Below are 14,268 nucleotides of genomic sequence, written 5' to 3' on the forward strand. Positions count from 1 at the left end.
TGATCGGACGTGGTGGCGAAATCGCAAGGCTGACACATGGAGTTTGTGAAAGTTCTGTGATTCAGTCGTTCGATGAGCCCCCTTGAGGTGTGTCGACGGTCTGTTCGACGAATCGCTCCCCGTTCGCTGCAACCGGCAGCCGAGCGGGGGGCGTCTTCGTTTCAGTCCCTCACGCATGGCTGCGACGACTGGGGCGTATCGGAAAGTCTGGTGCGTATGTGGGTATTGGGTGCGTCAGCGCTCGTGATGGCCCACGCGTACAACCCTGACGGGGAGAAGCTTGTCCAACAGGCGTGGCAGAGGCATTTGGTATGGCAGCGAATTCTGGGAGTGGGGCGGCGGTTCTACGTCCGCTCGGCAGGCGGGCGCACGGAGGCATGCCCGTGATCGCCCCGATGCCCGCCTCCCGCTCCGCGCGGATGCCCGCGCAGAGCGAGAGCTCTGACCGGGCCATGGCAGTGGGCACCACTGTCGACCACCTGACCGAGACGTACCGTGCCCATTACCGGTCGCTGCTCGGGCTCGCCGCGCTGCTCCTGGACGACACCGCCTCCTGCGAGGACGTCGTCCAGGAGGCGTTCATCCGGGTGCACTCGGCCCGCAACCGGGTCCGTGATCCGGAGAAGACGCTCGCCTACCTGCGGCAGACCGTCGTCAACCTCTCTCGCTCCGCTCTCCGCCGCCGCATACTCGGACTGAAGCTGCTCTCGAAGCCGATGCCCGACATGGCCAGCGCGGAAGAGGGGGCGTACGAGCAACTGGAGCGGGACCAACTGATCAAGGCCATGCGGGGGTTGCAGCGCCGGCAGCGCGAAGTCCTGGTGCTGCGCTACTTCGTAGACATGACAGAGGCCCAGGTCGCCGAGGCACTCGGGATATCGCTCGGCTCGGTGAAGGCTTACGGTTCACGGGGAATCGCGGCGCTGCGCGTCGCCATGGAGGCCCCGGCATGACAGGACGTGACTACGGACCGGACGGGCCGGAGCACCCGGAGGGTCGCGGCGAGTCGGCCGGCCCCGAGCCGGAGCGGCTCGACGGCCGCACCGGGGAGCCCGGGCGGCCGTCCGGCGGGGACCCCCTGGAGCGGGACCCTCTGAGCCGGAACTCCCCGAGCCAGGATCCCGAGGGCCAGGACGAGGACTCGCTGCGGCGCCTGTTCCAGGCCGTGGTGGAGGACATCGAGCCCGATCCCGGTTCGCTGGAGCATCTCCGGCGGGCCGTGGCGGCGCGCCGCGCCCGGAAGCGGCAGGCGTTCGTCGGGGCGGCGGCCGCGCTGCTCTTCGCCGGCTGCGCGGTGCCGGCCCTGGTGCACATGACCGACACCGGCAGCGGGAGCGACCGGCGGACCAACACCGCCAGCAGCCAGCGGGCGCACGGCGGTGCCGAGGGAGCGGAGGGTGACCAGGACACCGGCGGCGGCTCCTCGACGGCGGGCGGCGACCCGAGCGGCGGCCGGGGTGGGGAGGGGAAGCCCGGCGGACCCGGCCAGCACCCCGGGAGCGGAGAGCACGGCGGTGCCTCCCCCACCGAGAGCATGTCCGTCAGCACCCCGAGCTGTAGCCGCGACCAACTCGGCGCCGGGAGCGCCTCGCTCAGCCCGGCGGACGCCGACGGTCGGGTCTACGGCAAGTTCCGGGTGGTCAACGTCTCCAACGCCGACTGCACGATCGACGATGTCGGGGGGGTGCTCGCCACCGCCCAGGGGAGTGCCGACATCTCCCGGATCAGCGTGGTCGAACACACGGCGGGCGACGAGGCGCCGGGGCTGCCCGACCCGTCCTCCGGCGATGAGACGCTGATTCTCGGCGCCGGCAAGGCGTATGTCGTGAAGTTCGCCTGGGTGCCCGCTGACGGCGGCTCCGGCGGCTGCTCCAGCGACCCCGGCTCCTCGCCGGACCCGGGTGGCTCCGGTGGCTCCGGCGGCGCGGGTAACTCGCCCGAGCAGAGCGAGGACGACGGACGCCCAGAGGAACCGGCGGAGCCGACGCCGGGCAGCGTGGTGCTCAGCCACACCCCGGAGGGCGGCGATCCGGCGGTGGCCAGCACCAGGATCGACCACGCCTGCGCCGGCACCGTTTACCACACCGGGGTGCTGGCGACGTCCTGACGGCGGTCGCCGCACCCCCGCGGACCGGCTGAGCGGCGCACGGACTGCCCGGACGGCCTTTGTCGGAGGCTGCTTGGCGCACTGTGCGCACGCCACCTCACTCTGTAGTGTTCAGCGCGAACCTGACAATCTCCGGGCCGTCGCGCCCATGGCTCAGGGGGTCGTATGTTCCAGCGTCTGTCGTTCTTCCGCCGCGCTGTGCGGGGCTTCTCGCGATCGTCCGGGCATCGGCCCGGCGGCCGGCGGAGGGGGATCCTCCGGCTTCTGGTGACGGCGGGGTCGGTGGGAGCGTTGGTGGCACCCACCTCCTCCGCCGCGCAGCCCTCCGGTGCCATCCCGCTCCGCGTCGCCACGTACAACATCCACGCGGGCGCCGGCATGGACGAGGTCTTCGACCTGGACCGCCAGACCGCCGCCCTGCGGTCCCTGCGGGCCGACATCATCGGACTTCAGGAGGTGGACGTGCACTGGAGTGACCGCAGCGAGTGGCGCGACCTCGCCGGTGAGCTGGCCCGACGGCTGCACATGCACGTCTACTTCGCCCCCATCTACGACCTCGACCCGGTGACGGACGGCGAGTCCCGGCGGGAGTACGGGGTGGCGGTGCTCTCCCGGCACCCGATCCGGTCGGCTCGGAACCACGAGATCACCCGGCTGTCCACACAGGACGCCGACCCGGTGCCGGCCCCCGCGCCCGGCTTCCCCGAGGTCGTCGTGGAGGTGCGGGGCAAACCGGTGCACGTCTACACCACGCACCTGGACTACCGCCCGGATCCGGAGGTGCGCGAGACCCAGGTCGCCGACATGCGTCGGATCATGGGGCGGAACTGCCGCCCCGGCCCCGGCCACGCCCACTGCGCGCCGCGGATCCTGCTCGGCGACTTCAACGCTGAGCCGACCGCACCGGAACTGTCGGACCTCTGGCGCGAGCTGCGCGACGCCGGACCGCGGGACGGGGCGGACGGTCTCACCTTCCCCGCGCAGGATCCGGTGAGCCGGATCGACTACGTCACCGCCTCGAGGCGGGATTTCGCGGTGCGGGGTGTGACGGTGCCGGAGACGCTGGCGTCCGACCACCGTCCGGTCGTCGCCGACCTGGTGCTCCGCCGGTGACAGCCCCCTCCGGGCGGTGTTGAGATCCGGGAGTGTTGAGAGCCCATCCGCACGGAGGGGCGGGGCGCGGGGCCGGACCGCGGCGCGCTTCCGGCCTCGCCGCGTCCGGCACGGCCCGACCCCGGCCTGGGGCGGGCCGCCGGACCCCGTACCGTGGTTGTGTGTACCGATTTCTGCTGACTCCCCGATGGTGGGGAATCAACGTCTTCGCCGTGCTCGCCATCCCCTTCTGCCTCCTCATGGGCAGCTGGCAGCTCGGACGCTTCGAGGCGCGCGTCGACTCCCACCAGGAGCAGCAGGCCCAGCAGCGGGACACCACCGCTGGGGCCGAACGGCCCGCACGCCCGCTCACCGACTTGCTGCCGGTCACCCATGAGACCTCCGGCCGCCTGGCCACCGCCACCGGCCGCTACGGCGACCAGATGCTCGTGCCGGACCGGTGGCTCGACGACGAGCAGGGCTTCTACGTGCTCGCCCTGCTGCGCACAACGGCCGGTGACGCGCTGCCGGTGGTCCGTGGTTGGCTGCCCGGCGACGCCGACAGCGCGGCCGACACCGCGTCCGTGCCGGAGCTGCCACGGGGTGAGGTCACCGTCACCGGCGCCCTCCAGGCATCGGAGAACGAGTCCACCCCCGGCGCGCACACCGGTGGCGGCCTGCCCGCCGGCCAGCTCGGGATGATCAGCGCTTCCTCACTGGTCAACCTGGTGCCCTACGGCGTCTACGACGGTTGGGTGACCCTCTCCGAGGGCGGCGAGCGGTCGGCCGGCGGCCAGGACACCGGGGTCGGCGCTGCGGAAGGACTACGAGCGGTGCCCCCGGCGGCCGCCCCCGGGAGCGGGCTCGACCTGAAGGCCTTCCAGAACCTCGGCTACACCGGTGAGTGGTTCGTCTTCGCCGGCTTCGTCGTCTTCATGTGGTTCCGCTTCTTCCGCCGGGAGGTGGAGAACGCCCGGGACCGCGCTCTCGGTATCCCCCGGGAGACCGATGCCCCTGAGGGGCGGGTGACCTCTCAAGGCACCCAGACTCGCCAGGGTCCGGAGACTTCCCAGGCCCTCGGGACTTCCCAAGGCCCCGAAAGCTCTCAGGTGCCGGCGGCGAACCAGGAGCCCGGCACCGCCCCGGTCCCCGGAGCCTGAGCCTCGCCGCGCGGGGCCTGGCTGCGATGCCGCTGCGCCGCCCCGTTTCGTCGCGACCCGAGCCCCCGGCCGTCCGTCAGCGGTGCGGGAACACGCCGCGCTGCCGTCGCCGGGAAGTAGCGTTCCCGGGCCGGGTCCGTCCCGCCCGGAACAGCGGGACGGGACCCGGCTGGGCAGTCGGGGGCTCAGCCCAGGTGGCACTGGACGAAGTCGAGTTCGAGACGCACCTGCTTGATCCGCTCCTCCACGACCAGTGAGCCGTGCCCGGCGTCGTACCGGTAGACCTCGTGCGGCGCCCCTCGCTCAGCGAGCCTGCGCACGTAGTTCTCCACCTGCCGTATCGGGCAGCGCGGGTCGTTCACCCCCGCCGAGATGTACACCGGCGCGCGCACCTGGTCCACGTAGGTGATCGGTGAGGAGGCCTCGAACCGCTCCGGTACCTCCTCCGGGGTACCGCCCAGCAGGGTCCGGTCCATCGCCTTGAGCGCCTCCATCTCGTCGTGGTAGGCGGTGACGTAGTCAGCCACCGGCACCGCCGCGAGCCCCAGCGCCCAGGCCTCCGGCTGGGTACCGAGGCCGAGCAGGGTCAGATAGCCGCCCCAGGAGCCGCCGGAGAGCACCAACCGGTCGGGGTCGGCCAGGCCCGAGGCCACCGCCCACTCCCGTACCGCAGCGATGTCCTCCAGTTCGATCAGCCCCACACGGTGCTTGAGCGCGTCCGTCCACTCCCTGCCGTAACCCGTCGAGCCCCGGTAGTTGACGCGTACCACCGCGAAGCCGTGGTCCACCCAGGCAGCCGGCGCGGAGGCGAAGGCATCGCTGTCGTGCCAGGTCGGCCCGCCGTGTATGTCGAAAACCGTCGGGAACGGCCCGGCTCCCTCCGGCCGTTGCACCAGGGCGTGCACCGGCCCGCCGGGACCGTCGACCCAGGCGTCGGTGACGGCCACCGAGGCCGGCGCCTTCACCCCGGGCGGGTCCAGCACCACTCGGCCGGTCGTCGAGCGGACCTCGGGCGGCAGCGCCGCTGAGGACCACAGGAACTCCACCGAGCCGTCGGGGCGCGCCGTGGCCTCGGAGACGGTGCCGGGCGGTGTCTCCAGCCGGGACAGCTCACCGGTGGCGAGTTCGTACCGCCACAGTTCGCTGCGGGCCTGGTAGCTGTGCTCGATCAGCAGCGCCGAACCGTCCGGGAACCAGTCCGCCCCCAGGTCGCCGGGGAGGTCGAGGGCGAGCGCCGTCTCCACCCCGCTCAGCGGATCCCAGAGCATCGGCTCCCACCGGTCACCGCGCTGGTGTCCGACGAGCAGCCGCGAGTCGCCGTCGACGGGCGCGAACCCCATGACGGTCAGCCCCAGGGGCTCCCTGCCGCCCTTGGTGTCGTCCAGATCCGCCACCACCTCACCGTCCGGTCGCACCACCCGCAGCGCCGAGTGCATGGCGTCCCCGTGCTCGGTGTGCTCGATGGCGATGAGCGTGCCGTCCCGCGACAGGTCCCCGACGCCGGCGGACTCCCGGTGGCGGTAGATCTCCACGGGTTCGCCCCCGTCCCGCACGACATGGACCGTCGAGCCATCCTCCTCGGTGGAGCGGCCGACGACCACCGTGCCCTGCCTGCCCAACGCGAGGCCGGCGGGGTAGGACGGCGCCAGGCCGGGCACGGCCGGCTCGTCCGGGCCGCCGTCGAACGGCTGCCGCATCCAGACACCGAACTCGTCGCCGTCGGTGTCCGCGAACCACCAGACCCACTCGCCGTCCGCGGACAGCACGCCGTCCGTGGTGCCGTTCGGCCGGTCGGTCACCTGCCGCTGCTTGCCCGTCGAGCGGTCCCACGCGTACAACTCGAAGGTGCCGGTGGCATTGGACACGAACAGCGAACGGTGCGGGGCGTCCTCGGCCCAGTCCGGCAGTCCGGTCCTCGGCGCCCGGAAACGCTGCTCCCAGGCGGGCATGGTCTCCAGGGCGGCACTGGTCTTGTCAGTCATGCCCCCATTCTGCGTCCTTGGGGCGACAACGTGGTGGCGGGAGGCCAAGCCTGTGGATAACGTCCCGGACATGTACCGACGCACCGCCCCCGCCGACCTGGCCGAGGCCTCCGTCTCCGACGGTGCCGACAGCCTCGACGCCTTCCGGCACGGGCAGGACACGATCAGGGAGCTGGTGGTGGCCGAGGTCGGCGACGTCACCGGCCGGTCGGTGCTGCACCTGCGCTGCCGCAGCGGCCTGGACACCCTCTCGTGGGCCCGGCGCGGCGCCCGGCACGTCGTCGGTCTGGACGCTCTGGAGCCCGCGGTCGAAGCGGCCCGCGAACTCGCGGCGGACCTCGGGCTGGGACCGGAGCGGGCGGCTTTCGTGCGGGCCGGGGTCTACGAGGCGGCCGAGGCGGCACCCGACGACGCCTACGACATCGTGCACACCGGGGCCGGCACCCTCTCCCGCCTTCCCGACCTGCAAAGGTGGGCCGAGACGGCCGCCTCGCTGGTCGCCCCCGGCGGATTTCTGCACCTCGCCGAGTTCCACCCGCTCATCGACCTGTTCGGGGACGAGGTCAGCGCCCGGATCGTCCGCGACTACCTCAGCCAGAACACCTGGGCCGAGGAGAGCACGGAGTTGGACGCGGGCTTCGACGACTCGGCGATCCACCACCCGGTCGGCGAGGTGGTCACCGCGGTCGCCGCCGCCGGGCTCCGCATCGACTTCCTTCGCGAGCACGAGGTGGCGCGGTTCCAGCGCTTCGGCTCGCTGGAACCCAGCTCTCCGGAAGCGGGCGCTGCAGAGCGGGGCGCTTCCGAGTCCGGCGCTTCGGAGCCACGGTCCGCGGACTCCCCGGAATCGGGTGTCCGCCGGCCCTGGCTGCCCACCCAGCGGCGCGCCGCCCCGCTGATGTACTCCCTGCGGGCCACCCGCGACCGCCGCTGAGGAGACGGCCGAGTCCGGGCGGATCAGCCGAGACCGCTGTCGCAGGCGCTCGCTCCGGTGCCCTGGTGCTGCGCCGGCACCCGGGCGGACCGCGGAGGGGGAGCGTCCTCGGGGCGGTCGTCGCCGGGCCTCAGACACTGCACCTTGGCCAACAGGCCCTCGACGATCTCGTCCATGTCCAAACGCTTCTCGAACCGTTCCATGTGGGAGACATAAGCCCGGGTGGAGGCACGTTCGGGGGCGAGCAACTGGCAGCAGTCCTCGTCCGGGAGGACCGAGATCTCGGCGGTCCCGATGGCCCGCGCCTCGTCGATGATCTCCTGCTTCTCCCAGCCGATCAGCGGTCGGAGCACGGGGAGCGATGCGGCCTCGTCGACGGTGGCCATGTTGGTGAGCGTCTGACTGGCGACCTGCCCCAGGCTGTCGCCGGTGACCAGTGCCTCGGCGCGCAGCCGCCTCGCCAGCGCGCTGGCCGTACGAACCATCAGCCGCCGCTGGCCCACCACCTGGAACTTGCCCGCCCCGGCGACGGACAACTGCTTCTGCGCCTTGCCCAACGGCACGACGTGCAGCCGGCCGCCCGGCTGGTAGCGGTTGAGCTCACGGACCAGCGCGTACGCCTTGTAGAGGGACGCGGCGTCCGTGTACGGCGCGCCCGTGAAGTGGACGAAGTCGCAGCGCAGGCCGCGGCGCATGGCCCGGTAGGCGGCGACCGGGGAGTCGTAGCCGCCGGACAGCAGCACCAGGGCCCGGCCGCTGGAGCCCACCGGCAGCCCGCTCCGGCCCGCGAGGCGCTCGCAGGAGACGTAGCTCTCCCTGTGGTCGATCTCCACGGCGACCGGGACGTCGGGGCTGGAGAGGTTCACCGGGAGGCCGAGCCGCCGCTGGATCCGGGCGCCGAGCTCCCGCTCGAACTCGGAGGAGGTCAGCGGGAAGGTCTTGTCCCGGCGCCGGACCCGGACCGCGAAGCTCGCCTCCGGCCGCCGGGCGCTGGTCTCACTGAGAGCGGCGATGGCCGCCGAGGCGATGTCCTCGACCGTGCTGGGGACTCGGACCGCAGGCAGCAGCGCGTTGAAGCCGATCACTCGACGCGCCCGCTCGACCAGCTTCTCCCGTTCCACCTCGCCGCCGAGGACGGTGACGTTACCGCTGTTCTTGATCCAGGTGGAGCCGCCGACACCGCGCAGAGCGTCGCGGAGGTTGTCGTGCAGCCGCTCGATGAACAGGTGCCGGTTGCGTCCCTTGAGGAACACCTCGCCGTGCTTCAACAGGACGCACTCGCCCGGGCGTACGGTCGGTCGCTGCTCGCTCCCGGACGCTGAGGGGGCGGGCACCGCGGGGGCGCCGTCGGCATCGACCGGTGCCGCTGGATCTGCGGGGCGGTTGCTCGGTTGGCCGGACACGGGACTCTCCTTCGCGAAGTGGCATGACGGCGCCTGGCGCAGGGCCGGAGCCCCTGGAACCGCGGTGGCGCGGGCCGGACCGAGCACCTCGGAGCGTCCCGGGCCGGAAGTCACCGGAAAGCTGTCCCACCGCCGCGCGGCGACCGGTTGGGGCTTCCCCGCCCCGATTCTCCTCCGGTCTTCCTCCACCGACGCGGCAGCGGCAGAAGGTCGTCCGACGGACCGGGGCCGGTCCTCTGCCGTCCAAGGTTAAGGGGCGCCGCCGAGGCGGCAGGGCTACGGCGCGGTCGGCTGCGGGCGGCGAAGTCGGCTTGACGAGCGCGGATGGTCACTAGGAGGTCGGTCGGCACCGGAAGAAATTCGGCCATTGGGGAGCGACTGCCCGGCAGGTGCTCGGGTGGTGGCGTAGAACCTCGACGAGGCGGCAGTGGGGCCGCTTGTCGGCACAGGAAAGGGGACGGGTGTTCTCCGAGGAGATGTGGCGTGAACTTCGTGAGCAGGGGGTACCGCGACGCTTTCGGGCACGAACCGTGATGCTGCGGCAAGGCGGTGCCGGAACCCATGTCCTCGCTCTCGTCGATGGCTTGGCGAAGGTGCTGTGTCATGAGCGTGACGGCTCAGTGACCTGGCTGGCCTTCCGCGGCCCCGGCGACCTGCTGGGCGAGGTCTCCGTTTTCAACGGGACGGCGAGAACAGCGGATGTGGTCGCGCTCAGCCCGTGCACCGCGACCGTGATCGAAGCGGAACGCTTCCGCCGGTTCGTGGACCGGCGCGGGTTGGCGATGGCGTTGATGCAGCAGGCGCAGGCCCGGCAGCGCGAATCGGATCTGTACCGCAGCGAGCTGCTCACCCTTCCCCTGGTCGTGAGGTTGGCCCGGTCGTTGTTGCGTCTCTCGGAACTGGCTGCCCCGGACGGCTCCTCGCCCACGTTGAGTCTGACTGGTTTGACCCAGGAAGAGATTGCCCAGGTGATCGGCGTGACACGCAACTCGGCCGGCAGTGGTCTGCGGCTGCTTCGGGAGGCCGGCGCTCTGGAGACGGCTCGCAGAGTCGTGGTGATCAAGAACTTGGGGACTCTGAGGCGCTGGGCGGCCATGAGCTGAGCAGTTCGATGCCAGCGCTCCAGCGGCGGCCGACCAGCGCTGTGACCGGCTCCACCAGCTGAGTGCCCTGCGTTGTGCACTCGCGGTACCGAGGCCCGCCGATGCTCGTATCCGACCGCGCACAGTGGCGACCAACCGCCGCCGAACCTCGGGAGCAAACATGTCCGCATCCCTGCCCGTGCCCCACCGCGAGAGCCGTTCCCTGCCTCCCTACCGAGCGCTATTCGCCGTCGATGCAAAGGACTTCACGGGATTGCCGGCCGTCATGCACGGCCCCGTCAGTCAGCTGATCCCGCAACTCGTCGACCTGAGCTTGGAACGAGCGGGCTTGATCGAACTGCGGGATGCCAAGCGTTTCCCGGCCAACACCGGTGACGGTGTGGTGTTCGGTTTCGACCCGGTGCACCTGCCCTTCGTCCTGTGGCCGTTTCTGCGGGTCCTGGATCAGGTCCTTGACGGGCACAACAGGGGATCGAAGGGTCCGCGTATCCGCTTGCGTGCCAGCGTGCATGTCGGGCCGCTGCCGGATAGTGGGACTCTCGGAGACGGGAACGGCACCGCGCGCAACGATACTCACCGTCTACTGGACTCCCGTCCGGTCAAAGCGATCCTCGCCGCGGCGAGTGAAGAGACCACTCACCTCGCCGTGATCATCTCGCAACGCGTTCACGAGGACGTGGTAGCGGCTGGCTACAGCGGGCTCCATCCCGACCAGTGCATTGAGGTGCCCGCCACGGTCGAGGGCAAGAATTTCGCCCAGCAGGCGTGGCTCCACATCCCCTCACCCTCCGGCAACCTGCTGCGCACAGGTGCCCTACCGCTTGAGGAGACACCGGAGCCAGTGACGTCCGAGCGGCCGCTGTACCCGGACGCCCGCCCGCAGAAGAGCGTCCAGAACGTCGGTGAGGGGGTGGCGCTGATGGGGGACGTCGGAGGAGACCTCAATTTCACCGGCGGCACCAGCAACCGCGGCGCCAATCAACATTGGGGAAGCGGCGACAACGTCACCGGTGACAAGCGGGTTGGCCGCTACGAGGGGCGCGAATGAACGGCGAGACCGGCACCACCGCCCGACCCGAACCACCACCTGATACTGACTTCGCCAGGCGGGAGGGAAGACAGCAGTGGGTGGCCCAGGGGGTGGCAGTCGGCGGAAGTGTCGGGGGCAACCTCCACCTGCATTTCGGAGAGTCCGCGACTGACGAAATCCTCGAGCCGAAGTTCCGGGAAGGACCTTACCCTTCGGCAGACGTCACGCACCGGATCCGAGGTTTCGTCGAACCCCCCTCACACGCGCACTGCCGCAAGATCCTGGACGGCAGGGTGTTGCTGCTGCGCGCCGAGCGCGGCACTGGAGCCACCACCTCAGCGTTCGCCCTGCTGGCGGAGCGATATGGCCCTGATGGCCTCACCGGTCTGGACGCTGCCGAGAGGCTAGCCACGTGGACGCCGACCGCCCGAGCCGGTTACCTGCTGCAAGGAATGCCGCAGCAGGCAGCCGACGAACTCAATGAAGTCGCTCTGCTGGAGTTGGCGGAGAAACTCCGGCAGCGGGGGGCGCGCCTGATCATCACGGTCGCGGCGGAAACACGGCTGATGCCGGAAACCGCGGCCTGGCAAGGGCTGCACGAACCGCCAACATCAGTTGAGATAGCGGCGGAAAGACTGCGGACGATCGCTCGTGAAGGACGATTGAACGCTGACCAGCTTGATACCGGTCTGGCCCACTTGACAGAACCTGGTTTCCAGGACCTGCTCGCTGCCAGTCGGCTGCCCGGGGTGGCTGTGGAGGCGGCCGAGGAGGTATGCGAGGCCGTGACCGCCGGGCGCCCGGCGGCCAGGGCACTCGACAACCTTCGCCGTGACAGCGCACGGGCCGCTCGCGAGGGACTGGAAAGCGTTCGGAATAGTGCCCAGGATCTCTCGCTCATCGCTGCGGTCGCGCTCTTGGAACATCAGGACCGCTCAGTGGTCGAGAGTTTCGCCGCGGTGCTGCGTCCACTTATCGAGAGCCGGAACGCTCAGGGGGCGGCAGCCCAGCAAGTGGCCACATCGGATCTCTTGGGTCCCTCCTTCGAGACCCGACTGGCGAAGATCGGGGCACGACCGCTGCCACCAAGAGTCACCGAGATGGGCCGGTACCGGTACCGGATGCAGCCGGTCCGATTCCACGACAAGCATCGCTCAGAAGCTGTGCTCCGGCGGTTGTGGCTGGAATACGAGGGCATGGGGGACGTGCTCTGGGCAGGACTCGAGGCTATGCCCTACCAGCCAGCGGCCGACCTGGTCGCCGGCCGCGCGGTCGGCCGCGTGCTGAGCCATGCCACCGGTACTGGTGTGCTGCACCGACTGCGCCCGTTCGCGGCCTCCAACGAGCGGTGGCGTCGTCGCCTGGTGGCGTACGCACTGGGGGAGATCGCCCAGGAGGTGCAGCTGACCAGTGCGGTACACACCCAGCTCAGGCAGTGGGGCGGTCAGAGCGACATCAACGTCCGCTGCACCGTCGCCGAGACGTGTGCGGGGAGCTTCGGCCTCGCCCGGCCGACCGTGGCACTGAAGTTGCTGGACTCACTTCTCGACGCGCCGGACGATGGTTCCTCGAGCAAGTTGCACAACGCCGTGTTGTTCGCGCTCGGGGTGCTCCTCAGGGAGGAGGTCAACCAGCAGAGCCTCTTCGGCCAGGTGCACAAGTGGCTGGAAGCGCCACAGAGCACACTGCGCCACGGCTGCGCGGCCGTTGTGGTGGAGGCGCTCAGCCTCAGCACCTTCCCGAAGCCCGGGCGCCCTGGTCGGCAGAAGAGAAGCCTGGCGGACGTGATGGGTGATCACCCGGACATCGCCCTCGCCTTGGTGCCCGTCGCGCTGGACGCTCCCTCCTGCCGAGAAGCCACCTGCCAGGGATTGCTCCGCATCGAGCAGGACCCGGAGTTGCGACGGCGTGCGGACTACGAAGCCTTCCTGCCTGCCCTCGCCGACGCAGCGATCGGGCGTAGGGGATTCGTTTCCTACCTCTTGGCACGCCACCGAACCTTTTCCGACGGCCCGCAGAAGGAGACCCATCGATGACTGCCTCACTTACCAAGCACTACTTCGGGCAGCTGACCCAGCTCCAGTCGTCGGCGCTCCTCTGGAACCTCTTCCGAATGCGCTGGGTGGCCCAACCGGAGTGGGCTCTGGTGTTTCTGACCGATGAGGGGACCGATCGGGTGGAGGCGCCGCAAGGCGGTGAGACATGCGGATACCCGCGTCCGACTCTGGGTGAGGTGTGGCGCCGGGAGTTCAGGGAGGCCTACTGGGTCTCGCTTGCCACACACACCTGCCAGGTCGACATGTCCGCGCATGCAGCCAAGGCCTCCTGGTCTCCAGAGACCCGCTGCACCGTGTCCTGGAAGGTCAACGATCCGCCTGCTGTCGTCCGCAGCGGTCTCAGGGCAGAAGACGTACCCCGCTGGATCGCGAGTGACCTGGGGACGTGGAATCCGGCGAACGATCCGCAGAGCCAGACGGCCGGACTGAAACAGTGGTCCGGCCGGGCACACAGCATCGAAAACATCGGGGTCACCTACTGGTTACACGAGCCGGGCCCCTTCGGGCCTCAGGCGACTGAGAACGAAGTACCTGACCTTCCCTCCGCCTGGAGCACAGAACACGCAGAGGCGTATCGCTTCTACCGGGAGGTGATCGCAGGCGGGCCGGTCGGCCTCGCCGCGCTCTGGCTGATGCGCCGCCCAGACCAGACAAAGGACGTGCTCGACTGGACCGTAGCCCACCGGCAACTGCTCGCCGACCCGGAAGGATGGGAGAGTTCCCTGGCGGCGGTGCTCCACGGGTTGACTGAGGACGAGCGCGCATACATCGGCGTCAGCCTGGCTGAGGATCTTCGAGACATGGGCATTCCACAGGGCCGGGAAGTGCTGGACCGGCTTGCCGGTGCGCAAGGGGCTGAACGGAACGGCACGCACCAGGGGGGTACTCAGTGAACCTCTGTGATCGCTCTGTTGACCGAGCGTCCCCAGCCTCACCCGTCAGCGGACTCTCCCGGGAGCTCATCGCACAGAACCAGACGGAGATCAGCCGGGCTGACAGCAAGGCGGCCGTCCTCCTGGCCACTGCCGGCTCCCTGCTGGGCGTCCTGCTTGTCCGTCGTCCCCATGCGTCGGCTTGGTCCGCACCGCTGGGGTGGACGGCGGTGGTGGCGACGGGCGGTGCCTTGCTACTCCTGCTGTTGGCCCTGCTGCCGCGCAGAGGAACGGCATTCCGGCGGTGCCCGCCGACACTCGCCTACTTCGACGAGGTGGTGTGGGCGGACAAACAGGACGGCCTCGCCCAGGCGCTCCGAAGCCACAGCCATGACCCACACTCGCGTCTTTCCGCAGTGCTCACCGGTACCAGCAGGATCGCGCACCTCAAGAACCGCTATGTCCGTTGGGCGGTCATCCTGCTGATACCGGCCGTCGCCTGCCTGCTGACCACGGTGATGCGGTAGG

Annotated in this window: 12 protein-coding genes; 10 read left to right on the forward strand and 2 right to left on the reverse strand. The window is 70.2% G+C overall.

Translation table 11 applies throughout. The annotated features are described in order from the left end of the window. Positions 1-377: 377 nt before the first annotated feature. From BGP73_RS09770 to BGP73_RS09785, 4 genes are all read left to right on the forward strand, one after another. Positions 378-953 (forward strand): SigE family RNA polymerase sigma factor, encoded by a 576-nt coding sequence (locus tag BGP73_RS09770; protein WP_069813771.1) that lies wholly within the window; start codon positions 378-380, stop codon positions 951-953. Further along, entirely contained in the window at positions 950-2,107 is a 1,158-nt protein-coding gene (locus BGP73_RS09775; protein WP_069813773.1) for a hypothetical protein, read from the forward strand. The genes BGP73_RS09770 and BGP73_RS09775 overlap by 4 nt, the downstream gene beginning before the upstream one ends. A gap of 282 nt (positions 2,108-2,389) precedes the next feature. Beyond that, entirely contained in the window at positions 2,390-3,220 is an 831-nt protein-coding gene (locus BGP73_RS09780) for an endonuclease/exonuclease/phosphatase family protein (protein ID WP_244501158.1), read from the forward strand. 161 nt (positions 3,221-3,381) lie between these two features. Beyond that, positions 3,382-4,359 (forward strand): SURF1 family protein, encoded by a 978-nt coding sequence (locus tag BGP73_RS09785; protein WP_069813777.1) that lies wholly within the window; start codon positions 3,382-3,384, stop codon positions 4,357-4,359. A 185-nt stretch (positions 4,360-4,544) separates the two neighbouring features. Here the strand turns inward: BGP73_RS09785 and BGP73_RS09790 are convergent, their stop codons facing one another. Beyond that, positions 4,545-6,308: a S9 family peptidase gene (locus BGP73_RS09790; protein WP_079127410.1), complete on the reverse strand. Its 1,764-nt coding sequence runs from the start codon at positions 6,306-6,308 to the stop codon at positions 4,545-4,547. 103 nt (positions 6,309-6,411) lie between these two features. Here BGP73_RS09790 and BGP73_RS09795 point away from each other — a divergent pair, with 103 nt between their 5' ends. Beyond that, positions 6,412-7,275 (forward strand): class I SAM-dependent methyltransferase, encoded by an 864-nt coding sequence (locus BGP73_RS09795; protein ID WP_069813781.1) that lies wholly within the window; start codon positions 6,412-6,414, stop codon positions 7,273-7,275. Between the two features lie 23 nt (positions 7,276-7,298). Here the strand turns inward: BGP73_RS09795 and thiI are convergent, their stop codons facing one another. After that, positions 7,299-8,609 carry a tRNA uracil 4-sulfurtransferase ThiI gene (thiI, locus tag BGP73_RS09800; RefSeq protein ID WP_079127411.1) on the reverse strand — a complete coding sequence of 437 codons (1,311 nt, stop codon included), beginning with the start codon at positions 8,607-8,609 and terminating at the stop codon, positions 7,299-7,301. 530 nt (positions 8,610-9,139) lie between these two features. On the opposite strand from thiI, the gene BGP73_RS09805 reads away from it, so the two are divergent. The 5 genes from BGP73_RS09805 to BGP73_RS09825 all read left to right on the forward strand — a co-directional run bounded on the left by BGP73_RS09805 (position 9,140) and on the right by BGP73_RS09825 (position 14,267). Beyond that, on the forward strand, positions 9,140-9,781 hold the full coding sequence (locus BGP73_RS09805; protein ID WP_170837800.1) for a Crp/Fnr family transcriptional regulator: 642 nt from the start codon (positions 9,140-9,142) through the stop codon (positions 9,779-9,781). Positions 9,782-9,941: 160 nt separating this feature from the next. Continuing rightward, complete coding sequence (locus tag BGP73_RS09810) at positions 9,942-10,829, forward strand: hypothetical protein (RefSeq protein WP_170837801.1); 888 nt, start codon at positions 9,942-9,944, stop codon at positions 10,827-10,829. Next, positions 10,826-12,847 (forward strand): hypothetical protein, encoded by a 2,022-nt coding sequence (locus BGP73_RS09815; protein ID WP_139134548.1) that lies wholly within the window; start codon positions 10,826-10,828, stop codon positions 12,845-12,847. Before BGP73_RS09810 ends, BGP73_RS09815 begins: the two co-directional genes overlap by 4 nt. Next, positions 12,844-13,761, forward strand: a complete 918-nt coding sequence (locus BGP73_RS09820) for a hypothetical protein (protein ID WP_079127386.1) — start codon at positions 12,844-12,846, stop codon at positions 13,759-13,761. The genes BGP73_RS09815 and BGP73_RS09820 overlap by 4 nt, the downstream gene beginning before the upstream one ends. Then, positions 13,758-14,267 carry a Pycsar system effector family protein gene (locus BGP73_RS09825; RefSeq protein WP_069813785.1) on the forward strand — a complete coding sequence of 170 codons (510 nt, stop codon included), beginning with the start codon at positions 13,758-13,760 and terminating at the stop codon, positions 14,265-14,267. The genes BGP73_RS09820 and BGP73_RS09825 overlap by 4 nt, the downstream gene beginning before the upstream one ends. The last annotated feature ends 1 nt before the right edge of the window (position 14,268 follow it).

Origin of the sequence: Streptomyces sp. TP-A0874 (genome assembly GCF_001748085.1) — a bacterium.
GTDB lineage: Bacteria > Actinomycetota > Actinomycetes > Streptomycetales > Streptomycetaceae > Streptomyces.